This window comes from Rhizobium croatiense, assembly GCF_019793465.1.
Taxonomy (GTDB): domain Bacteria; phylum Pseudomonadota; class Alphaproteobacteria; order Rhizobiales; family Rhizobiaceae; genus Rhizobium; species Rhizobium croatiense.
In genome coordinates this window covers 46,327-68,529 of sequence record NZ_JAILYJ010000007.1, presented here as the reverse complement: position 1 = coordinate 68,529, position 22,203 = coordinate 46,327, and the positions used below count along the sequence as shown (strand labels likewise).

The following is a 22,203-nucleotide window of genomic DNA, read 5'->3' as shown; positions in this document are numbered from 1 at the left end:
AAATGACCAAGACCGTTCTTTGCTATGGCGATTCGCTGACCTGGGGTTATGACGCCGAGACGATCGGCCGCCATGAGTACAAGAATCGCTGGCCGAGCGTGCTTCAGGCAGCGCTCGGCAGCGAGGCGCGCATCATCGCCGAAGGGCTGAACGGTCGCACCACCGCCTTTGACGACCATCTCGCCGATTGCGACCGCAACGGTGCGCGCGTCCTGCCGACGATCCTGCAGACGCATGCGCCGCTCGATCTCGTCATCCTCCTGCTCGGCACCAACGACATGAAGCCGGTTGTGGCGGGTTCGGCCTTTGCGGCCTGCCAGGGCATCAGCCGCCTCGTGCGGCTGATCCGCAATCATGCCTGGCCCTTCGAATTCGACGGACCGGAGATCCTGATCGTGGCGCCGCCGGCGATCTGCGCGACGGGCAACGTGCCCTTCGCCGCATCCTTTCCCGGCGGCATCGAGGAATCGGCCAAGCTTGCGACGCTCTATCGTGATCTCGCCGACGAACTCGGCTGCGGCTTTTTCGACGGCAATTCCGTCGCCAGGACCACGCCGATCGACGGCATTCATCTCGATGCGGAAAACACCCGTGCGCTCGGACGCGGGCTGGAATCGATCGTGCGGATGATGCTGGGGATCTGAGGATATGACCGCCTTCATCGCGCTGCGGCAGGCCTCACGGCGGGATGCCTCGGAGCTGGCGATTCTGGCGGATATCGCCTCGCATGGGTTTGCCTCCTGGCTCTGGTTCGCCGATGTGGCGAGCGGCATAAGCGACACGCCTTTGGAGCGGGGGCGGCTGAAAATGAGTGAGGAGGAAGCCCTCGGCGGCTGGCGGGATGCCGTCATCGCCGAGGCCTATGGCGAGATTGCCGGTGTGGCGATCGGCCATGCGCTGGATGAAGGCATAGGCGATATCGAGGCGACGATCCCGGCGACCGCGCCGATGCTTGCCTTGCAGAAGACGGTTGTGGGAAGCTGGTTCATCGGCAGCCTCGGCGTCTATCGCCATCTGCGTGGCATCGGCATCGGGCGAACGTTGCTGGAGGATCAGATCGACAGGGCCGATCGCCGGCCCGTCAGTCTCATTACCGCAAGTGATAACGAGGCGGCTCTGTCGCTTTATGGAAGAAACGGATTCTCGGAGGCTGCGCGCGCTGATGCCGTGCCTCTCTTCGAAAACAGCAAGAGACACGCGTGGGTGCTCATGACCCGCGGCGCAGCGTAAACAAAGGGCAGGACACACATGGCTGAATCCTACGACGTCATCATCATCGGCTCCGGTCCCGGCGGCTATGTCGCCGCCATCCGCGCGGCCCAGCTCGGCCTGAAGACGGCGATCGTCGAGCGTGAGCATATGGGCGGCATCTGCCTGAACTGGGGTTGCATCCCGACCAAGGCGCTGCTGCGCTCGGCAGAAGTGCTCGATCACGCCAACCACTTCAAGGATTTCGGTCTCGTTCTCGAAGGCTCGGTCAAGCCGGACGCCAAGGCCGTTGTCGGCCGCTCGCGCGCCGTCTCAGCCCGTCTCAATGCCGGCGTCGGTTTCCTGATGAAGAAGAACAAGATCGACATCATCTGGGGTGAGGCAAAGATCACGAAGCCCGGTGAGATCGTCGTCGGCAAGTCGTCGAAGCCGGTTGTCGAGCCGCAGCATCCGCTGCCGAAGAACGCCAAGGGCGAGGGCACCTATAACGCCAAGCACATCATCATCGCGACCGGCGCCCGCCCGCGCGCGCTCCCCGGCATCGAGCCCGATGGCAAGCTGATCTGGACCTATTTCGAGGCGCTGAAGCCCCACGCGCTGCCGAAATCGCTGATCGTCATGGGTTCGGGTGCAATCGGCATCGAATTCGCCAGCTTCTACCGCTCGATGGGCGTCGACGTGACGGTTGTCGAAGTAATGCCGACCATCATGCCGGTCGAGGATGCCGAAATCACCGCGATTGCCCGCAAGCAGCTGGAGAAGCGCGGCCTGAAGATCTTCACCAGCGCAAAGGTCACCAAGGTCGAGAAGGGTGCCGGCAGCATCACCGCCCATGTCGAGACGTCAGACGGCAAGGTGCAGCAGATCACTGCCGACCGGATGATTTCGGCCGTCGGCGTTCAGGGCAATATCGAAAATCTCGGCCTGGAAGCGCTCGGCATCAAGACCGACCGCGGCTGCGTCGTCGCCGACGGTTACGGCAAGACCAACATCGCCGGCATCTATGCCATCGGCGACGTCGCCGGCCCGCCGATGCTGGCGCACAAGGCCGAGCATGAGGGTGTCGTCTGCGTCGAAAAGATCGCCGGCCTACCGAATGTCCATCCGACCGACAAGGGCAAGGTTCCGGGCTGCACCTATTGCAATCCGCAGGTCGCTTCCGTCGGCCTCACCGAAGCCAAGGCCAAGGAGCTGGGCCGCGATATCCGCGTCGGCCGCTTCTCCTTCGCCGCCAACGGCAAGGCGATCGCGCTTGGCGAAGACCAGGGCATGGTGAAGGTGATTTTCGACAAGAAGACCGGCGAACTGCTCGGCGCCCACATGGTCGGCGCCGAAGTGACCGAACTCATTCAAGGCTTCGTCGTCGCGATGAACCTCGAGACGACAGAGGAAGAGCTGATGCACACGATCTTCCCGCATCCCACAGTCTCCGAGACGATGAAGGAAGCGGTGCTCGATGCCTATGGCCGCGTGCTGAACGCTTGATAATTTCCGGGGCCGCCCTCTTTGTCCGGGGTGGAAATTTACTCCAGGAGTGGAAAGCCACTCCGGGAGTGGAAAAAGCGAAAGGAAATCCTCATGTCTATGGAGACGCAGGCGTTGCTGGTGTTTTTGCTGATCGGTCTGGTGGCGGGCTTCCTCGCAAGCCTGGTCGTTGGTGGCGGCGGGCTGATCAGGTGTCTTCTCAGCGGCATCATCGGCGCCTTCGTCGGCGGCTATCTGTTCAGCGCGCTTGGCATTTCGCTGGGCATTGAAAACGCGCTGGTCGTGCAGATCATCCACGCCACCGTCGGCGCGATCATCGTGGTGCTGGTTGCCAGGGCAGTCGCTTAGGGGGAAGGGAAGGCATGGAAGACGTGGGCTGGATTTCGGCAATCATCATCGGCGGGCTTGCAGGCTGGCTCGCCGGCAAGCTGATGGAGGCGCGATATGGGATTTTCCTGAACATCGTGCTCGGCATCGTCGGCTCGGTCGTCGCCACCGCCATCCTCGCCCAATTCCACCTCCAGCTCGCCGGCGGACGGCTCGGTTATTTCGTGACGGGTTTCCTTGGCGCCTGCCTGCTGATATTCCTCGCGCGGCTGGTGCGGCGCTAGATCAAGAGATGATGCCGCTTTAAGGGCGACGGAAAGCTGAAACTGCAATGGTAACCATTCTCGATACGATCAATCCCGACGCCAAGCGCGTGCGCCATCCCGAGAAGGCGCATCGGCCGGATACGGAAGTCATGCGCAAGCCGGACTGGATCCGCGTCAAGGCGCCGACCTCCAACGGTTATGCCGAGACGCGGGCGATCGTGAAGGAGCATAAGCTCGTCACCGTCTGCGAGGAGGCCGGCTGCCCGAATATCGGCGAGTGCTGGGACAAGAAGCACGCCACCTTTATGATCATGGGCGAGATCTGCACCCGCGCCTGCGCCTTCTGCAATGTCGCCACCGGCAAGCCGAACGCGCTCGACATGGCAGAGCCGGAAAATGTTGCCAAGGCCGTCAAGGAGATGGGCCTTTCCCACGTCGTCATCACCTCGGTCGACCGCGACGACCTCGAGGACGGCGGCGCCGAACACTTCGAAAAGGTGATCTGGGCGATTCGCGCCGCCTCGCCGGCAACGACGATCGAGATCCTGACGCCCGACTTTCTGAAGAAGCCGGGTGCGCTGGAACGTGTCGTCGCCGCCAAGCCCGATGTCTTCAATCACAACATGGAAACGGTTGCCGGCAACTATCTGACGGTTCGCCCCGGCGCCCGCTACTTCCACTCCATCCGCCTGCTGCAGCGGGTGAAGGAACTCGATCCGACCATGTTCACCAAGTCGGGCATCATGGTCGGCCTCGGCGAGGAGCGCAACGAGGTGCTGCAGCTGATGGACGACCTGCGCACCGCCGATGTCGATTTCCTGACCATCGGCCAGTACCTGCAGCCGACCCGCAAGCACCACAAGGTCGAAAGCTTCGTCACCCCTGAGGAATTCAAATCCTACGAGACGGTCGCCTACAGCAAGGGGTTCCTGATGGTCGCCTCCAGCCCGCTGACCCGCTCCTCGCACCATGCCGGCGACGACTTTGCAAGGCTGAGAGCGGCGCGCGAGAAGAAGCTGTTGATGGCGGCCGAGTAACATCTGGTACTTGCTTTTTGATTGAACCGCGGCGATTTTTGCCGCGGTTTTTCTTTGGGCGACCGACGATGAACATCACTTCCGGATTGACATCGACACTGGCCGAAGCCGACCGTATCCTGGTGATCGGTTGCCCTGGCAGCGGCAAAAGCACGCTCGCCAAGCGGCTGTCGCGCGCGCACGACCTTGATTACATCTCCATGGACCGAGACTTCTACTGGCTGCCGGGCTGGCGAAAGAGACCGCGCGAAGAGATCGACCGCCTGATCGCCAAGGCGGTTGCGGAAGAACGCTGGATCATGGATGGAACCGGCCTCAAACTCTTCCATCTTCGCCTGCCGCGCGCCGACGCCGTCATTTGGCTTCGGCTGTCCAAATATGCATGCCTGTACGGCGCGGTCTCGAGAGCATTCCGTTATTTTAGGCGCAACCGCCCCGAACTGCCTGCCGGCTGCCCCGAACGCCTTTCGCTGGAATTGCTTGTCTATATCTGGAATTTCGAGCGCAATGTCGCACCTCTGATCGAGGCAGCACTTCGCGATCACGGCCTTGCAAATTCCACCGTCATCATAAGATCGCACAAAGCAGCTAGCCGGTTCGCCGCTCTTGGCGCTTGAGTCGCGCCGGCGAAACGCACGTCTGGCTCGAGGGAGTTGCATGATGGATCGCATCAGCAGATCACCGATCTTAAACAGGCGGCAGAGCATATCCGTACGGCCCGCCGCATCCTTGTCATCGGCTGCTCGGGCGGCGGCAAATCGACGCTGTCGCTGGAGATCGCCAGGCGCTTCGGGCTTTCCTACATTTCGCTCGACCGCGACGTCTATTGGCTTCCCGGCTGGGTCACGCGCGACAGGGTCGAGCAGAGAATGATCATCGCCACCCGGATCCTCGAAGAACGTTGGATCATGGACGGCACGAATCCGTCTTCCTTGGACATTCGGTTGCCGCGCACCGATTTCGTCGTGTGGGTCCGCATGCAGCGGCTCGTCTGCATGTGGGGCGCAATCAGCCGGTGGCCGAAATGGATCGGCCGTACTCGCCCCGAAATGGCGCCGGGCTGTATCGAGAAGATCGATTTGGAATTCCTCCGCTTCATCTGGACCTTCGAGGAGAAATTAGCGCCCCGCCTCGTCGCCGGCATCGCCGAGCACGGCCCCGACGTGCCGGTTCTTGAGCTAAAATCCCGGGCCCAGATGCGCGAGCTTCTTGATCTTCTCGGCCCGCCCGATTAAGTGCCGCCTATGCCGCACTTCGAAACGCACCGTTCCGTAACGCATACGCCCGACCAGATGTTCGATCTCGTTGCCGATGTCGAACGTTATCCCGAGTTCCTGCCGCTTTGCGAGGCGCTGTCGGTCAGAAGCCGCAAGGAGCGTGACGGCAAGATCCTGCTCGTGGCCGATATGACCGTCGGCTACAAGGCGATCCGCGAGACCTTCACGACCCAGGTGCTCTTGAACCGGGCCGAGCGCGTCATCGAGGTCAAATATATCGACGGCCCGTTCAAATATCTCGACAATCGCTGGCATTTCGCCGAGACGCCGGCGGGCGGCTGCACCATCAATTTCTTCATCGATTACGAATTCAAAAGCCGCATCCTCGGCGCGTTGATGGGCTCGATGTTCGACCGCGCCTTCCGCATGTTCACCGAAGCCTTCGAAACGCGCGCGAGCAAGATCTACGCTCCAGCCTGACGGCCGGTTGCAGGCACATCAGTGCGTGAGGAGCAAACGAAGCATCTCGAGTGCCGTCCTGACCGTTGCCAGCCGAACCTCGCTGCGGCCGATGTCGCCATAGAGCATTTTGCGGTGGATGAGCGCGCCGCTGCGCGATTTCGCGGCAAGATGCACGAGGCCAATCGGTTTTTCGGCCGAACCGCCGCCGGGGCCGGCAATGCCGGTGACGGCGACGGCGATGTCGGCGCGCGAGCGGAAGAGGGCGCCGTGCGCCATCTGCCGGGCGGTCTCCTCGGAGACTGCGCCGAAACGCAGCAATGTTCGCGCCTGCACCCCGAGCAGCTCGGTCTTGGCGCTATTCGTATAGGTAACGAAGCCACGGTCGACGACGGCGGATGAGCCGGATATCTCCGTCAGCGCGCCTGATATCAGCCCGCCGGTGCAGGATTCTGCCGCCGACACCATTAGTCGGGCGGCGGCGAAGTCGCGGATAATTGCCGCTGCCGCCGAATGGATATCCTCGGGAAAGAGGCTCATCATTTCCTCCCACGATAAACGACGGTCGCCGTGGCGATTGCCGCGATGCCTTCGCGCCGGCCGACGAAGCCGATCGTCTCGTTGGTCGTCGCCTTGACCGAGCAGCGCTCGAGATCGATGCCGAGATATTCCGACAGGTTCGCCCGCATGGCCTCCCGATGCGGGCCGACCTTCGGCGCCTCGGCGATCAGCGAGACATCGGCATTCATGATCGTGCCGCCGCGTTCGCGCACGATCCGCGCGGCATGCTCGATGAAGATCCGCGAAGCCGCTCCCTTCCATTGCGGGTCGGATGGCGGGAAATGATCGCCGATATCGCCGGCGCCGCAGGTGGCGAGCAGCGCGTCCGTCAACGCATGCAGCGCGACATCGGCATCGGAATGGCCCTTGAGCTTCTGATCGTGCGGAATGAATACGCCGCACAGGGTCACGCCGTCGCCCGCTTCGAGCTGGTGCACATCGTAGCCATTGCCGGTGCGCACATCGGGAAGCAGCGACGACGACAGCTTGTCGTCGGCCATGGCAATATCCCTCTTGACCGTCAGCTTGACGTTGTCGGCCGTGCCCTCGACGATCGTCACCGGAATGCCCAGCCATTCGGCGATCGACGCGTCGTCGGTGAAATCGCTCCGCCCGCTCGCCGCCGCCTTCTCATGCGCATCGAGAATCGTTTCGAAGGCGAAGGATTGCGGCGTCTGCGCCGCGTAAAGCTGCTCGCGCGAAACCGTTGCCAGCACCGTGCCGGCGCCATCTGCACGTTTCAGCGTATCGGCTACCGGCATGGCCGGCAGCACCGCCGCCGCGCCGCTTCCAAGCGTTTCGGCAATGCGGTCGAGAAGCGCGTGGTCGAAGAAGGGTCGCACCGCATCGTGAATCAGCACGTGGCTGACATGCTTGTCCCTGAGGTATCGAAGACCGGCCAGCACCGATTGCTGCCGCGTCGGGCCGCCATGCACCATTTCGATCGGCGTTGCCGAAATGATATGGCGGAACGCCTTGGCAAACAGCGCCTCGTCATCGGGATGAATGACGACGACGATCTCGGTCGCCGGCCCCCATGTCATGAAGTTTTCAAGCGTATGGACGATAACCGGCTTGCCGCCGATCAGGCGATATTGCTTGGGACCTTCCTTGGAGGATCCGGCACGCTCGCCGCGGCCGGCGGCAACGATGACAATTCCAGCCGATATCGGTTGCTTGGACGGCATTTGCAGCATAAATCCCCTAAAATATGCGGAATTGACCGGAGTGCTCTAACCTCTTGCTTTGGCCTTTTCCAGCATCTGCCCAAAAAATATCGATTCCGATCCGAGCCCCCTTGGCAAAGCCATGGATCTATGGCTAAAAATAATGCAGCCCCATGGTATGCCTGAAAGATAATCATTTGATTTCCAACGACCTCGCAGCGCCTTTCCGAATCGGAGATGTATCCGTGCGGAATCGCGTGGTGCTGGCGCCGATGTCCGGAGTCACGGACATGCCCTTCCGCGAGCTGGCCTGGCGCTTCGGCGCCGGCCTCGTCGTCACCGAAATGGTGGCGAGCCGCGAACTGATCAACGACACATCCGAATCCTGGGCGCGGCTCAGGGCGGCGGGATTTCGGCCGCACATGGTGCAGCTTGCCGGCCGGGACGCGCACTGGATGGCGGAGGCGGCTAAGATCGCCGCCGATCATGGCGCCGATATCATCGACATCAATATGGGCTGTCCGGCAAAGAAAGTGATCGGCGGCTACTCCGGCTCGGCGCTGATGCGCGATCCCGATCACGCGCTCGGCCTGATCGAAGCGACGGTCAAGGCCGTCGACATTCCGGTGACGCTGAAGATGCGCCTCGGCTGGGACGAGAATTCCATCAACGCGCCCGACATTGCGCGCCGCGCCGAAGCCGCCGGCATTCAGCTCGTCACCATTCATGGGCGCACCCGCATGCAGTTTTACGAAGGTCGCGCCGATTGGGATGCGATCCGTTCCGTTCGCGACGTCATCTCCATTCCGCTGATCGCCAATGGCGATGTCGAAACCGCCGCGGATGCGCAGGAAATATTGCGCCGCTCCGGCGCCGATGCCGTCATGATCGGCAGGGGGTGCCAGGGCAGGCCGTGGCATGCCGGCGTGCTTGCCGGTGCGGCGGAGCCGCGACGCGAAGACATTGCCGATATCGCCGTCGAGCATTACCGGATGATGCTCGATTTCTACGGCGAGGCGGTGGCGATCCGCCATGCCCGCAAGCATCTCGGCTGGTATCTCGAGCGTTTTGCGCCCGCACTGGCCGGCGGCGAGAAGGCCGTGATCATGACCTCGCGCGATCCGGGCGAGGTGGCCGCACGCCTTTACGATGCGCTTGATGCAGCTCTTGTCGACAGCCGGGAGGCGGCATGACGAAGGATACGATATCTCCGCCCGATCAGACCGGCGGAACCGTCGCCATGGCCGTGCTGAACGCCATCCAGAACCCGGTCGTCATGGTGGACGAATCCGGCTTCGTCGCTTTCGCCAATTGGGAGGCGGAGGCCTTTTTCGGCGCCAGCGCCTCGCATCTGGCGCGATACCGGATCTCGACCTTCATCCCCTTCGGCAGTCCGCTGCTTGCCCTGATCGATCAGGTGCGCGAGCGCAAGGCGCCGGTCAATGAATATCGCGTCGATCTGAGCTCGCCACGGCTCGGTCAGGACAAGCTCGTTGACCTCTATGTCGCCCCCGTGATCAGCGAGCCCGGCGCCGTCGTCATCGTCTTCCAGGAACGATCGATGGCCGACAAAATCGACCGGCAGTTGACGCATCGCGCCGCTGCCCGCTCGGTGACCGGCCTCGCTTCGATGCTGGCGCATGAGATCAAGAATCCGCTCTCCGGCATCCGCGGCGCCGCCCAGCTGCTCGAACAGTCCGCGGTCGACGACGACCGGGCGTTGACCCGGCTGATCTGCGACGAAACCGACCGCATCGTCTCGCTGGTCGACCGCATGGAAGTCTTTTCCGACGAACGCCCGGTCGACCGCATGCCGGTCAATATCCATTCCGTGCTCGATCACGTGAAGGCCGTCGCCAAGGCCGGTTTTGCCCGCAACATCCGCGTGACCGAGAGTTATGATCCGTCGCTGCCGGCCGTCTATGCCAATCGCGACCAGCTCGTCCAGGTCTTCCTCAATCTGGTGAAGAACGCCGCCGAAGCGGTCGGCGACCGGCCGGACGGCGAGATCATGCTGACGACCGCCTATCGCCCCGGCATCCGCCTTTCCGTCGCCGGCACGCGCGAAAAGATCTCGCTGCCGTTGGAGTTCTGCGTCCACGACAACGGCCCCGGCGTTCCCGCCGATCTGCTGCCGCATCTCTTCGATCCCTTCATCACCACCAAGACGAACGGCAGCGGTCTCGGCCTGGCGCTGGTCGCCAAGATCATCGGTGATCACGGCGGCATCATCGAATGCGACAGCCAGAACAGCCGCACGACTTTCCGCGTTCTCATGCCGGCGTCGAAGGACGTTTCGCTCGAGGATGCTTCTTCCGTAAGCTCGACAGGACCTTCTCGATGACAGCCACGATCCTCGTTGCAGATGATGATGCGGCCATCCGGACCGTGCTCAACCAGGCTTTGAGCCGCGCCGGCTATGATGTGCGCATCACCTCCAACGCCGCTACCCTCTGGCGCTGGATTTCGGCGGGCGAGGGCGATCTTGTCGTCACCGACGTGGTGATGCCTGACGAAAACGCCTTCGACCTGTTGCCGCGCATCAAGAAGGCGCGTCCGGATCTTCCGGTGCTCGTCATGAGCGCGCAGAACACCTTCATGACGGCGATCAAAGCTTCCGAGAAGGGGGCGTACGACTATCTGCCGAAGCCCTTCGACCTGACCGAGCTGATCGGCATTATCGGTCGGGCGCTCGCCGAGCCGAAGCGCAAGCCCGCCAAGCTCGAAGAGGATATGCAAGACGGCATGCCGCTCGTCGGCCGCTCGGCGGCAATGCAGGAAATCTACCGCGTGCTCGCCCGCCTGATGCAGACGGACCTGACGCTGATGATCACCGGCGAATCCGGCACCGGCAAGGAGCTTGTCGCCCGCGCGCTGCATGATTACGGCAAGCGCCGCAACGGCCCCTTCGTCGCGATCAACATGGCGGCCATCCCGCGCGACCTGATCGAATCCGAGCTCTTCGGCCATGAGAAAGGCGCCTTCACCGGCGCGCAGACCCGCTCGACCGGACGTTTCGAACAGGCAGAAGGCGGCACGCTGTTTCTCGATGAAATCGGCGACATGCCAATGGATGCGCAGACCCGGCTCCTGCGCGTGCTGCAGCAGGGCGAATACACCACCGTCGGCGGCCGCACGCCGATCCGCACCGATGTGCGCATCGTCGCCGCCACCAACAAGGATCTGAAGCAGGCGATCAACCAGGGCCTCTTCCGCGAGGATCTTTACTACCGCCTGAATGTCGTGCCGCTGCGCCTGCCGCCGCTGCGCGACCGCGCCGAGGACATTCCCGATCTCGTGCGGCATTTCATCCAGCAGGCCGAAAAGGAAGGCCTCGGCTCCAAACGCTTCGATCAGGAGGCGCTGGAACTGATGAAGGCCTATGCCTGGCCGGGCAATGTGCGCGAGCTGGAAAATCTCATCCGCCGCCTGATGGCGCTCTATCCGCAGGATGTCATCAGCCGCGAGATCATCGATGCCGAACTGCGCTCCGACGTACCCGACAGCCCGATCGACAAGGGGCCGATCCGCAACGGCTCGATGACGATCGCCCAGGCCGTCGAGGAGAACATGCGCACCTATTTCGCCAGCTTCGGCGAAAACCTGCCGCCGCCGGGTCTCTATGACCGGGTGCTGACCGAAATGGAATATCCGCTGATCCTCGCGGCGCTCACGGCAACGCGCGGCAATCAGATCAAGGCGGCCGATCTTCTCGGCCTCAACCGCAACACGTTGCGCAAGAAAATCAGGGAATTGGGCGTCTCTGTTTACAGAAGCTCCCGCACCGCCTGAGCGTGTTCGGGCTTGCACGGTGCTGCGGAGGGACGTCGAAGGCGCATCCTTCCGGTCGCGATAACGCTCATGAATGGCTCATCAGGGCACGCGCCGGCTGATGAGCTGGCCAAGCGCTTCATGAGCATGGTGACCTTGCAACTCAGGTTTCAAAACGACTGAGCGCAAGACTGACAGAAAGGTGTGTGGGGGACGGCGTCAAGCCTCTTCTCGCCGATCGGCTTGCCGCATTTCACACATGTGCCAAAAGTTCCGGCTTCAATCCGGTCCAATGCCGCTTGGACGGCGAGGAGCTCCTTTTGTCCAGCCTCGCCGAGTTCTTCCAGGACTTCATCGTTATTTCGCTCTGTGGCACGATCATCATCGTCAGGGTTCCGAGGCTCTTCGAAATCATCCTCGATCGCTTGCAGGCGGGTTTCCAGCTCGCGCCGGCGTTGGTCAAGGATCGCCTTGTACTTTTCGATATGCTGCCTCGTTTGCGAGGAGGATTGCTTCTGCATGATCGCTCTCCAGCCGGCCTTATGTTCGCGACCGACACCGTGTTCTACTGGGAATTTCGACCCTGACGGGAAGCGGCAAAGCTAGGCGTGTCGGGCGTCCGTCGCATTGATCCGAATCAAGGTAGCTTTCGATCCGCGAGTGTCCAGGCTTCCTTGTCCGAAGAGCCAACTGCAGGATACTGTTTTAGCGTGGCGTCGCCGGCGGCTATGACTCGGAAACGGGCGGAAACAGGTCACAGACCCATGCGGGCAGTTTCCTTCAATGTGACATGAGCACCGGGAGCAGAGGCTTTTCCAAGACGCCATCGGTTGCTCCACCCAGAACGAAATCTCGCAATCTCGAGTGTCCAAATCCTCCCATGACCAGCATATCGGCGCTCAGTTCCAGTGCTGTTTGTTGAATGCTCTGACCGATCGATGACGACGTAAAGCGAGCGACCGTTGCGCTTGCATTGACGCCGGTCGAAACCAAGATCTCAGCGAGATGCGCCCCGGTTGTTTCCGGCACCGGTTTTTCGCCCGTCAGGGATAGGACCGAAACCCGCTTGGCCTTGTGAATGAATGGGTTTGCATCGCTGACGGCCCGAGCTGCGGCACGGCTTCCGTCCCAGGCGATGACCAGATGGTCGATTGGGCCTGCAAGGGTCTTGTTGGGCAAGATGACGGCCGGCCGGCCGGAGCCGAATAGGACCGCTTCGGCGACAATACGGGTGTCTGGAACGTCCGCGACACATTCGAGAATGGCCAGATCGAAGAAGCGTGCTTCCGTGGCTGCCGTCTCGTGCAATAGAGGCAAGGTGGTCTTGACCGTTCGGGAAGATAATTCAACCTTGGCGTTCGCTGCGAGGTTGGTCGCTGCTGCAATCAGCGTTTCGGCACGATCACGGCTCAGAGTCTCGGCATGCTCGATCATCTTTGGAGTATCGAGCAGCAACGACGACCAGGCGTTGGGAATATGCGGAATCCCGACCCTTAGCGCGCAGGCGTGAAGAGTTGCACGATAGTGCCCAGCAAACGCTACAGCGTTCGAAATGATCAGTCCTGAACTTGAATCGGGATATGTTGATAGCGGGAGAAAATATTGTGCCGTCATGTCCTGCTCCATGTCTCGCGGACCGCCGCGATCGCAATGATCTATCTCCATTCGTCGCAAGTCGGCATTGATATAACGCAATTGCCGGCGCTCCGGTTTCTCTGGCCTCGGCACGGCGCCGCCGCGTAAGGCAAGCCCCGAAGGAGCTGCGCACCTGGAGTTGGTGGTGGCTGCTCACATGGGGTGGCAAATGCCGAGCCTGCCGGTCACATGTTCTGCATAAACGCCTGCATTTCTTCAGGTGTGACTTTGCGGTGATCGTTTGCGTCGACCGCCTCGAAGACGCGTTTGTGGATTGCGGTCAACTCTTGGAAAGAAATTGCGCCGTCCCCATCAGTATCGGCGACGACGAACATGATCTTCATCATATGACCGCGCATTGGCCCCATCATGCGCATTCCTTCATTCATGTCCGATGACATCATGTTGCGGCCCATCATGCCGGGCATCATTTCCGATCCTTCGGCCGCGGGCTTAGCCTCCGAATGAGCCGAGTCTGGACTTTTCGTCTGGGCGGACGCGATGCCCATGGCACCGGCGGCACCGAGCAAGGCCAGCAGAGCGATAGTTGGCAGTCTGAACATGGACATTCTGCATCTCCTCTTTGAGCCATTATCCTCCATGACTATGGAGCTGCTCTTAGGGATACGCTGAATACCGGGTTCAAGCGTTGCGTTGGATCAAACTGCCTGTGCTACTTCGCAGGCTTCGGGGACAATCTGCCGCCGCCCGGCCTCTATGACCGCGTGCTGACCGAGATGGAATATCCGCTGATTCTCGCTGCGCTCACAGCAACGCGCGGCAATCAGATCAAGGCGGCCGATCTTCTCGGCCTCAACCGCAACACGTTGCGCAAGAAAATCAGGGAATTGGGCGTCTCTGTTTATAGAAGCTCCCTCACCGCCTGAAAAAGGCGGTGAGCCCCTCGTTGGCCCACCGCCTCCTCCTCCCGGTATCCGCCGCCACGGTCGGGAACAGAGTAAATCTATCCGAGCCGGATCGCGGTTTGTATCTGCGCCCGCAAACAAAAGCGCAGTGTCATTCGATGGTCACATAGTATTTGCGAGCTATTGTTTGCCGCCGGGCAAATGTCTTTGAAGTTGCTGCGGTCGTCGCCGCCGCGCCTGTGGATAAGCTGTGGATAACAGGTGGATGACATGGGCCGATCGACCGGCCACAACCTCCTTAATTTCGCTTCCATGTTGCCTATCCGTTCCGAATCTCTTCATCTGCCGTTGCTGCTGTCGATTTCCGCCGCAACTGTCCTCGACCGCATGCCATGGGCGCCCCGACTTAAGTCGCGGAGCGCCCTTTTTCTTTACGAGCCGGGCTGACGCGAGCTGCGACATTGTGTTTCATGCCGGTCGATTTGGGGGCTAAGCCTCGTATATCTTTGTTCATGCCATAGATTACGCGGATCGCTCGTGCGCCGTCGACGCCGGTTGCCCCGCACATGTCATAACGTCTGGGAGTTGGATGATGGAATATCGTCGTTTGGGAAAGTCGGGCCTGCAGGTGAGCGAGTTCTCCTTCGGCTCATGGGTCACGTTCGGCAAGCAGGTGAACGGCGGTGACGCCGTCGAGCTGATGAAGCTTGCCTACGACAACGGGGTGAACTTCTTCGACAATGCCGAAGGATACGAAAGCGGCAAGTCCGAGCTCGTCATGGGCGAGGCGCTGAAGTCGCTCGGTTGGAGCCGCGACAGCTTCGTCGTCTCCAGCAAGGTCTTCTGGGGAGGGGAGAAACCGACGCAGCGCGGCCTGTCGCGCAAGCATGTGACCGACGCCTGCCATGCGGCGCTCAAGCGGCTTCAGGTCGACTATCTCGACCTCTACTTCTGCCATCGCCCGGACATCGATACGCCGATCGAGGAAACGGTCCGGGCGATGCACGATCTCGTCGCCCAGGGCAAGGTGCTCTATTGGGGGACGTCGGAATGGTCGGCGCAGCAGCTGACGGAAGCCTACGCCGTGGCCCGGGACCTGCGCATCACGCCGCCGACGATGGAGCAGCCGCAGTACAACATCTTCGAGCGCCAGAAGGTCGAATCCGATTATCTGCCGCTCTATGACCTTATCGGCCTCGGCACCACCATCTGGTCGCCGCTCGCCTCGGGCGTCCTGACCGGCAAATACAATAATGGCCTACCGGCCGACAGCCGCATGAACCTGCCCGGCTATGAATGGCTGAAGGAGAAGTGGTCGAGCGACGCCGGCCGTGCCCAGCTCCAACAGGTCGGCCAGCTCGCAAAACTCGCCGATGAGATCGGCTTGTCGATCACCCATCTCGCCCTTCTTTGGTGCCTCACCAATCCGAACGTCTCCACAGTCATTCTCGGCGCCTCACGTGCCAGCCAGCTGCAGGACAACCTCGCGGCCCTCTCGCACCGGCACAAGATGACACCTGAGGTGATGGAGCGGATCGATGCGATTGTTGGAAACAAGCCGGAAGGTCCACGTCGATTCTGACGCGTGTCGCGCAAAAGTGTCCGAGGCGGGGCTCCACCGGAGCTTGACAACGTGACAAGGCGCGTTGCATTTTCGCCACAATGCGTTGCTTAAAGGTCACGCAAGGGTTTTGGACATTTCGCTCCCGATCGAGTCGTTCCGACGCTGGCTTTCTTAAGCCGGCGTTGTTTGGTTTCGATTGAGGGCAGGGCGGCGGGTGCCGCCTGAAGAGAGGCCGAATGACGCAGGATGGGGTAGCGCCGGCGGCGGCGGGCGAGGCGGTGACGACGGTGACCGATCGCCGCGCCCTCTTTGCCGTGCCCGGCCTCGTGCTCGCCGGCGGCGCGCTTCTCTGCGCCACGATCACACTTTTCATACTGCTGGGCCTGACGCCGATTGCGCCGACCTCGCATGTCGTCATCACCTCGGTCATCGTCAATTCCTTCTTCGTGCTGACGCTGCTGGCGCTGATCGGCCGCGAGGTGGCAAGGCTGCTCAAGGCGCGCACACGTGGTCGCGCGGCCGCACGCCTGCATATCCGCATCGTCGTGCTCTTCTCGATCGTCGCGATCACGCCGGCGATCCTCGTCGCCATCTTCGCCAGTATTACGCTGAATGCCGGCCTCGACCGCTGGTTTGCGCTGCGCACCCAGTCGATCGTCAGCTCATCGCGCAATATCGGCCAGGCCTACATGATGGAGAACGCCAGCTACCTGCAGGGGCAGACGGTTTCCATGGCCAACGACCTGGAGCGCAACCGCGCCCTCTACAGTCTCGACAGGACGGGCTTCGCCGAGTTGATGACGCGACAGGCGAGGGGGCGCGGCCTGCTCGGCGCCTTCCTGGTCGAAAGCGACGGTTCGGTGGTCGTCCAAGCCGATATCACCACGGAAAAACCGTTGCCGGCCATTCCGCAGGACGCGCTGCAAAAGGCGGCGGCGGGCCAGCCGACGCTGATCCCGCCCGGCGTCACCAACCTTGTCGGCGCCATCATCAAGCTCGATGCCATCCAGGGCACCTTCCTCTATACGGTGCGCGCGGTCGATCCCAAGGTCATGGGCGCCATGCGCATGATGGAGGAGAACGCCACCGAATACCGCTCGATGGAGGCCAATCGTTTCTCGCTGCAGGTCGCCTTCGCGGTTCTATACATCGGCTTCGCCCTCATCGTGCTCTTGGCAGCGATCTGGACGGCAATCGCCGTCGCCGACCGCATCGTCCGGCCGATCCGGCTGCTGATCACCGCCGCCGACAGCGTCGCCTCGGGCAATATGGATATCGTCGTGCCGGTGCATGCCGTCGATGGCGACGTCGCCAATCTGTCGCGCACCTTCAACAAGATGATCTCGGAAATCCGCACCCAGCGCGACGAGATCCTCGAGGCCAAGGATGAGGTCGACGACCGCCGGCGCTTCATCGAGGCGGTGCTCTCGGGTGTTACCGCCGCCGTCATCGGCGTCGAGCAGGACCGACGCATCGCCATCGTCAACAGTTCGGCCGAGACGCTGATGTCATTGTCGGCCGACGCGATGCTCGGCAAGCAGCTGGGAGACATTGCGCCGGAGGTCGATCAGGTGCTGACCGAGGCGGCGGTGCGCCATCGCGGCGATTTCCGCAAGCAGATCGCGCTGGTGCGCGGCGGCACGGTCAGGACGCTGAGCGTCCAGGTCACCCGCGAGGAAGTGCGCGACATGAGCGAATCCTACGTGATTACGCTCGATGACATCACCGACCTCGTCATCGCCCAGCGTTCGACCGCCTGGGGCGACGTCGCACGGCGTATCGCCCATGAGATCAAGAACCCGCTGACGCCGATCCAGCTTTCCGCCGAGCGCATCCAGCGACGCTATGGCAAGCAGATCGACCAGGACGACCGGACCGTTTTCGACCAGTGCACCGATACGATCATCCGCCAGGTCGGCGATATCGGCCGCATGGTCGACGAATTCTCCGCCTTCGCCCGCATGCCAAAGCCGACCAAGGAGCCGAGCGATCTGCGCGAGATTCTGCGCGACGCGATCTTCCTGCGCGAGATGGGCAACCAGCATGTCGCCTTCCAGCAGGATTTCGGTGATCAGCCGTTGGAGGGCCTGTTCGACAGCCGTATGCTTGGCCAGGCCTTCGGCAATCTCATCAAGAATGCGGTGGAAGCGATTGAAGCCGTCCCGAGCGGCGAACGGGACGAGCGCAAGATTCTCGTGCGCGCCGCCCTCGACGCCGGCCGCGACCGCTTCACCGTCGACGTGATCGACAATGGCCGCGGCCTGCCGGTGGAGAACCGCCACAGCATTCTGGAGCCCTATATGACGATGCGCGAGAAGGGCACAGGCCTTGGCCTCGCCATCGTCAAGAAGATCATCGAGGAACATGGCGGGCAGCTCGAGCTGCACGATGCGCCCGCCGATTTTGACCGGGGAAGAGGGGCCATGATCCGCGTGCATCTGCCACGCCGGGATCCGACGCCTGCTGCTCCCGCAGCCAATGACAAGGAAAGTGTTTATGGCCTCTGATATTCTCGTCGTCGATGACGAGCACGATATTCGCGAGATCGTTTCCGGCATTCTCTCCGACGAGGGACACGAAACACGCACCGCCCATGACAGCGACAGCGCGCTGGCGGCGATCTCCGACCGCGTGCCACGGCTGATCTTCCTCGATATCTGGATGCAGGGCAGCAAGCTCGACGGTCTGTCGCTGCTCGACGAGATCAAGACCCGCCATCCCGATCTGCCCGTTGTGATGATCTCGGGCCACGGCAACATCGAGACCGCCGTCTCGGCGATCAAACGCGGCGCCTTCGATTTCATCGAGAAGCCATTCAAGGCCGACAGGCTGATCCTGATCGCCGAACGGGCGCTCGAAAATTCCAAACTCAAGCGCGAGGTTTCCGAGCTGAAGCGGCGCACCGGCGACGCCCTGGAGCTGATCGGCACCTCGGTCGCTGTCTCGCAGCTGCGCCAGACGATCGAGAAGGTCTCACCGACCAACAGCCGCATCATGATCCTCGGCGCCTCCGGCTCCGGCAAGGAGCTGGTAGCGCGGATGATCCATAAGAAATCGGCCCGCGCCAACGGCCCCTTCGTGGCGATCAATGCCGCCAACATCACGCCCGATCGCATGGAAGTGGCGCTGTTCGGAACCGAGGGCACGCCCGGCCAGGCGCGCAAGATCGGCGCGCTCGAGGAAGCCCATCGCGGCATCCTCTATCTCGACGAGGTCGGCGAAATGCCGCGCGAGACGCAGAACAAGATCCTGCGCGTGCTGGTCGATCAGCAGTTCGAACGGGTCGGCGGTTCCAAGCGCGTCAAGGTCGATGTCCGCATCATTTCCTCGACCGCTTATAATCTCGAGAGCCGCATCGCTGAAGGCTGGTTCCGCGAGGATCTCTATCATCGCCTCGCCGTCGTGCCGGTGCGCGTGCCGGCGCTGGCCGAGCGGCGCGAGGACATTCCCTTCCTCGTCGACCAGCTGATGCGGCAGATTTCCGAACAGGCCGGCATTCGTCCGCGCCGCATCGGCGACGACGCCATGGCGGTGCTGCAAGCCCATGACTGGCCGGGCAATATCCGCCAGCTGCGCAACAATATCGAGCGGCTGATGATTCTTGCCCGCACCGACGGGCCGGATGCGCCGATCACCGCCGACATGCTGCCGACCGATCTGGGCGACATGCTGCCCAAGGTTTCGGCCAAGAACGACTATCACATCATGACGCTGCCGCTGCGCGAAGCCCGCGAGATGTTCGAGAAGGATTATCTGATCGCCCAGATCAACCGCTTCGGAGGCAATATCTCGCGCACCGCCGAATTCGTCGGCATGGAGCGTTCGGCGCTGCACCGCAAGCTGAAGTCGCTCGGCGTCTAGAGCATGATGCCGAAAAGTGCCCGCGGTTTTCGGGCAACATCATGCTCCACTTTTTGATCTACCAGGCGCGGCGGGGGCCGCGCCGTATCCCTTTATCGCTTCCCGGAAGACCAGGTTTCCCATGCCGAGAATTGCCTATGTGAACGGCCGTTACGTCAAGCATTCCGATGCAAGCGTCCATATCGAGGATCGCGGCTATCAGTTCGCCGACGGGGTCTACGAGGTCTGCGAGGTGCGCCACGGCTATATCGTCGACCTCACGCGCCATCTGAACCGTCTCGACCGGTCGCTCGGAGAATTGCGGATCGCATGGCCGATGAGCCGCGCGGCGCTGACGCAGGTCATTCGCGAGACCTTGCGCCGCAACCATGTCCGCAACGGGCTTTTCTACCTGCAGGTGACACGCGGCGTCGCGCGGCGCGATCATGTCTTCCCGGTCGAGGGCACGCCGCCGTCGCTCGTCATCACCGCCAAGAGCACCGATCCCAAGATCATCGCGGCCAAGAATGCCAACGGCATCAAGGCGATCACCGTCACCGACAACCGCTGGGACCGCGTCGACATCAAGTCCGTCGGCCTGCTGCCGAACGCCATGGCCCGCCAGCAGGCCAAGGAGGCCGGCGCCCAGGAGGCGATCTATGTCGACGGCGACGGCATGGTGAAGGAAGGGGCGGCAACCAATGTCTGGATCGTCGATAAGGACGGGACGCTAGTGACGCGGCCGGCCGAACACGGCATTCTGCGCGGCATTACCCGTACCACCTTGATCGATGTCGCAGCGAAGCTGGGCCTGAAGATCGCCGAGCGGAATTTCTCCGTTTCAGAGATGCTCGCAGCCCGCGAGGTTTTCCTGACGGCAGCCACAAGTATTTGTTTTCCGGTCGTTTCCGTCGATGGCCAGGCCATTGCCAACGGCCATCCCGGCAGCGTCTCGCAGAAAGTCCGCGAAGCCTTTTTCGACGTTGCGGAAAAGATTGCGATTTGATACCAAGATTTGCTGGACAGGTGGAATGAGGGTGCCGCCGGTCTTGCATGGAGAGGTTGATTAATATTCAACCGGCCAGATCAGGTCGGCAATAAAGAAAGAAGCGGCGCGATGGCGGAACGTTCTCAGAATCTGCAGGACTTATTTCTCAATACTGTTCGCAAGCAAAAGATTTCCCTGACAATCTTTTTGATCAACGGCGTGAAACTCACGGGCGTTGTTACCTCTTTCGACAATTTCTGTGTTCTTCTTCGCCGTGACGGCCACTCGCAGCTGGTGTATAAGCATGCGATCTCGACGATCATGCCGGGTCAGCCGATGCAGATGTTCGAGAGTGAAGAAGCCGCGTCCTAACAGGATCAGCCGTCATTTCGACACGCGATACCAAGAACGATTCGATCATCCCTGAGGCAGCCAAGCACAGGGATGACATGCGCGCGACCGTCGTCGTGCCGGTTCTGAAATCCCGCAGCCGCGGCGGCCAGACCGAATCGGCCTCGACCCGCACGCCGGAAAGCCGGCTGGAGGAGGCGACCGGCCTTGCCCAGGCGATCGACCTCGATGTCGTCAACGGCCAGGTCGTGCCGGTCAATGATCCCCGACCGGCGACGCTGCTCGGCACCGGCAAGATCGAGGAGATCAAGGCGCTGCTCGACGAGCGCGATTCCGGTCTCGTCATCGTCGATCATCCGCTGACCCCGGTGCAGCAGCGCAATCTCGAAAAGGAATGGAATGCCAAGGTCATCGACCGGACGGGCCTCATCCTCGAAATCTTCGGCCGCCGCGCCTCCACCAAGGAGGGCACGCTGCAGGTCGATCTGGCGCATCTCAATTATCAGAAGGGCCGGCTGGTCCGCAGCTGGACCCACCTTGAACGCCAGCGCGGCGGCGGCGGCTTCATGGGCGGTCCCGGCGAAACCCAGATCGAAGCCGACCGGCGGCTCTTGCAGGACCGCATCATCAAGCTCGAACGCGAGCTGGAGCAGGTCGTGCGCACTCGCCAGCTCCACCGCGCCAAGCGCCGCAAGGTGCCGCATCCGATCGTGGCGCTCGTCGGCTACACCAATGCCGGCAAGTCGACGCTGTTCAACCGCATCACCGGCGCCGGCGTGCTGGCCGAAGACATGCTCTTTGCGACGCTCGACCCGACGCTTCGCCGCATGAAGCTGCCGCATGGCCGCACCGTCATCCTGTCCGACACCGTCGGTTTCATCTCCGACCTGCCGACCCATCTCGTCGCCGCCTTCCGGGCGACGCTGGAAGAGGTGCTGGAGGCCGATCTCATCCTGCATGTCCGCGATATGTCGGATGACGACAATCAGGCGCAGAGCTCCGATGTGATGCGCATCCTCGGCGATCTCGGTATCGACGAAGCCGAAGCGGAGAAGCGGCTGATCGAGGTCTGGAACAAGATCGACCGGCTGGAGCCCGAGGTGCATGACGCCATGGTGCAAAAATCGGCCGGTGCGAGCAACGTCGTCGCGGTTTCCGCTGTCAGCGGCGAGGGCGTTGACACGCTGATGGACGAGATCAGCCGCCGGCTTTCGGGCGTGATGACCGTGGCGACGATCCGTCTCCCGGTCGACAAGCTGGCGCTGCTGCCCTGGCTTTACGACCACGCGATCGTCGACGGCCGCGAGGACAATGAAGACGGGACGATCACCCTCGATCTGCGCCTGTCGGAAACCGAAGCCGCCGAACTCGAGCGCCGCATCGGCAATGGCCAGAAGTCTTCAAAGGAAGATTGGGAGCGGTAAGCAGGGCTTCTTGCTCTTTCTTCTCCCCAGCGGGGAG

The 22,203-nt window shown here is 62.0% G+C and carries 23 protein-coding genes and 1 pseudogene; 19 read left to right on the top strand and 5 right to left on the bottom strand.

The features are described from left to right. The first annotated feature begins 2 nt into the window (after nucleotides 1-2). The 9 genes from K6M89_RS13150 to K6M89_RS13110 all read left to right on the top strand — a co-directional run bounded on the left by K6M89_RS13150 (nucleotide 3) and on the right by K6M89_RS13110 (nucleotide 6,021). Nucleotides 3-644 (top strand): SGNH/GDSL hydrolase family protein, encoded by a 642-nt coding sequence (locus K6M89_RS13150; protein WP_097579188.1) that lies wholly within the window; start codon nucleotides 3-5, stop codon nucleotides 642-644. 4 nt (nucleotides 645-648) lie between these two features. Further along, complete coding sequence (locus K6M89_RS13145; RefSeq protein WP_222139745.1) at nucleotides 649-1,230, top strand: GNAT family N-acetyltransferase; 582 nt, start codon at nucleotides 649-651, stop codon at nucleotides 1,228-1,230. Between the two features lie 18 nt (nucleotides 1,231-1,248). Beyond that, nucleotides 1,249-2,694, top strand: coding sequence for a dihydrolipoyl dehydrogenase (lpdA, locus tag K6M89_RS13140; RefSeq protein ID WP_222139744.1), 1,446 nt, complete (start codon nucleotides 1,249-1,251; stop codon nucleotides 2,692-2,694). Between the two features lie 93 nt (nucleotides 2,695-2,787). Further along, complete coding sequence (locus K6M89_RS13135) at nucleotides 2,788-3,042, top strand: GlsB/YeaQ/YmgE family stress response membrane protein (protein WP_011425215.1); 255 nt, start codon at nucleotides 2,788-2,790, stop codon at nucleotides 3,040-3,042. Between the two features lie 14 nt (nucleotides 3,043-3,056). Next, nucleotides 3,057-3,305 carry a GlsB/YeaQ/YmgE family stress response membrane protein gene (locus K6M89_RS13130; protein ID WP_222139743.1) on the top strand — a complete coding sequence of 83 codons (249 nt, stop codon included), beginning with the start codon at nucleotides 3,057-3,059 and terminating at the stop codon, nucleotides 3,303-3,305. 47 nt (nucleotides 3,306-3,352) lie between these two features. Then, on the top strand, nucleotides 3,353-4,324 hold the full coding sequence (gene lipA, locus K6M89_RS13125) for a lipoyl synthase (protein ID WP_222139742.1): 972 nt from the start codon (nucleotides 3,353-3,355) through the stop codon (nucleotides 4,322-4,324). 68 nt (nucleotides 4,325-4,392) lie between these two features. Then, nucleotides 4,393-4,941: an AAA family ATPase gene (locus tag K6M89_RS13120; protein ID WP_222139741.1), complete on the top strand. Its 549-nt coding sequence runs from the start codon at nucleotides 4,393-4,395 to the stop codon at nucleotides 4,939-4,941. 36 nt (nucleotides 4,942-4,977) lie between these two features. Next, nucleotides 4,978-5,559, top strand: a complete 582-nt coding sequence (locus K6M89_RS13115; RefSeq protein ID WP_222139740.1) for a P-loop NTPase family protein — start codon at nucleotides 4,978-4,980, stop codon at nucleotides 5,557-5,559. Between the two features lie 9 nt (nucleotides 5,560-5,568). Continuing rightward, nucleotides 5,569-6,021, top strand: coding sequence for a type II toxin-antitoxin system RatA family toxin (locus tag K6M89_RS13110; protein WP_222139739.1), 453 nt, complete (start codon nucleotides 5,569-5,571; stop codon nucleotides 6,019-6,021). Between the two features lie 18 nt (nucleotides 6,022-6,039). On the opposite strand, the gene K6M89_RS13105 is transcribed toward K6M89_RS13110, so the two are convergent. Beyond that, nucleotides 6,040-6,540, bottom strand: coding sequence for a CinA family protein (locus tag K6M89_RS13105; RefSeq protein WP_222139738.1), 501 nt, complete (start codon nucleotides 6,538-6,540; stop codon nucleotides 6,040-6,042). Further along, on the bottom strand, nucleotides 6,540-7,757 hold the full coding sequence (locus tag K6M89_RS13100; RefSeq protein ID WP_222139737.1) for a bifunctional 2-C-methyl-D-erythritol 4-phosphate cytidylyltransferase/2-C-methyl-D-erythritol 2,4-cyclodiphosphate synthase: 1,218 nt from the start codon (nucleotides 7,755-7,757) through the stop codon (nucleotides 6,540-6,542). Before K6M89_RS13100 ends, K6M89_RS13105 begins: the two co-directional genes overlap by 1 nt. Before the next feature lie 143 nt (nucleotides 7,758-7,900). Between K6M89_RS13100 and dusB the strand changes: the two genes are divergently transcribed. Genes dusB through ntrC form a run of 3 tightly spaced genes read left to right on the top strand, consistent with a single transcriptional unit; the run spans nucleotide 7,901 to nucleotide 11,519 of the window. After that, nucleotides 7,901-8,920: a tRNA dihydrouridine synthase DusB gene (gene dusB / locus K6M89_RS13095; RefSeq protein WP_222139736.1), complete on the top strand. Its 1,020-nt coding sequence runs from the start codon at nucleotides 7,901-7,903 to the stop codon at nucleotides 8,918-8,920. Then, a complete protein-coding gene (locus tag K6M89_RS13090) occupies nucleotides 8,917-10,071 on the top strand; it encodes a two-component system sensor histidine kinase NtrB (RefSeq protein WP_096477877.1) in 1,155 nt (384 codons plus the stop codon). The genes dusB and K6M89_RS13090 overlap by 4 nt, the downstream gene beginning before the upstream one ends. Further along, on the top strand, nucleotides 10,068-11,519 hold the full coding sequence (gene ntrC, locus K6M89_RS13085; RefSeq protein ID WP_222139735.1) for a nitrogen regulation protein NR(I): 1,452 nt from the start codon (nucleotides 10,068-10,070) through the stop codon (nucleotides 11,517-11,519). The genes K6M89_RS13090 and ntrC overlap by 4 nt, the downstream gene beginning before the upstream one ends. A 149-nt stretch (nucleotides 11,520-11,668) precedes the next feature. On the opposite strand, the gene K6M89_RS13080 is transcribed toward ntrC, so the two are convergent. From K6M89_RS13080 to K6M89_RS13070, 3 genes are all read right to left on the bottom strand, one after another. Next, nucleotides 11,669-12,019: a TraR/DksA family transcriptional regulator gene (locus K6M89_RS13080; RefSeq protein WP_222139734.1), complete on the bottom strand. Its 351-nt coding sequence runs from the start codon at nucleotides 12,017-12,019 to the stop codon at nucleotides 11,669-11,671. 259 nt (nucleotides 12,020-12,278) lie between these two features. After that, nucleotides 12,279-13,163, bottom strand: coding sequence for a universal stress protein (locus K6M89_RS13075; RefSeq protein WP_222139874.1), 885 nt, complete (start codon nucleotides 13,161-13,163; stop codon nucleotides 12,279-12,281). Nucleotides 13,164-13,318: 155 nt separating this feature from the next. Further along, complete coding sequence (locus tag K6M89_RS13070) at nucleotides 13,319-13,702, bottom strand: EF-hand domain-containing protein (RefSeq protein WP_222139733.1); 384 nt, start codon at nucleotides 13,700-13,702, stop codon at nucleotides 13,319-13,321. A gap of 99 nt (nucleotides 13,703-13,801) precedes the next feature. Between K6M89_RS13070 and K6M89_RS13065 the strand changes: the two are divergent. From K6M89_RS13065 to hflX, 7 genes and pseudogenes are all read left to right on the top strand, one after another. Then, nucleotides 13,802-14,020, top strand: a pseudogene (locus tag K6M89_RS13065) (helix-turn-helix domain-containing protein); the annotation flags it as partial. Between the two features lie 571 nt (nucleotides 14,021-14,591). Continuing rightward, on the top strand, nucleotides 14,592-15,581 hold the full coding sequence (locus K6M89_RS13060; protein WP_222139732.1) for a potassium channel beta subunit family protein: 990 nt from the start codon (nucleotides 14,592-14,594) through the stop codon (nucleotides 15,579-15,581). A 218-nt stretch (nucleotides 15,582-15,799) separates the two neighbouring features. After that, nucleotides 15,800-18,070 (top strand): sensor histidine kinase NtrY-like, encoded by a 2,271-nt coding sequence (locus K6M89_RS13055; protein WP_222139731.1) that lies wholly within the window; start codon nucleotides 15,800-15,802, stop codon nucleotides 18,068-18,070. After that, nucleotides 18,060-19,424 (top strand): nitrogen assimilation response regulator NtrX, encoded by a 1,365-nt coding sequence (ntrX, locus tag K6M89_RS13050; RefSeq protein WP_038688769.1) that lies wholly within the window; start codon nucleotides 18,060-18,062, stop codon nucleotides 19,422-19,424. Before K6M89_RS13055 ends, ntrX begins: the two co-directional genes overlap by 11 nt. 121 nt (nucleotides 19,425-19,545) lie before the next feature. Continuing rightward, nucleotides 19,546-20,409: a D-amino-acid transaminase gene (locus tag K6M89_RS13045; RefSeq protein WP_222139730.1), complete on the top strand. Its 864-nt coding sequence runs from the start codon at nucleotides 19,546-19,548 to the stop codon at nucleotides 20,407-20,409. A gap of 111 nt (nucleotides 20,410-20,520) precedes the next feature. Further along, nucleotides 20,521-20,763 (top strand): RNA chaperone Hfq, encoded by a 243-nt coding sequence (hfq, locus tag K6M89_RS13040; protein WP_003539403.1) that lies wholly within the window; start codon nucleotides 20,521-20,523, stop codon nucleotides 20,761-20,763. A gap of 77 nt (nucleotides 20,764-20,840) precedes the next feature. Then, nucleotides 20,841-22,166 (top strand): GTPase HflX, encoded by a 1,326-nt coding sequence (gene hflX, locus K6M89_RS13035; protein ID WP_222139729.1) that lies wholly within the window; start codon nucleotides 20,841-20,843, stop codon nucleotides 22,164-22,166. Nucleotides 22,167-22,203: the final 37 nt, after the last annotated feature.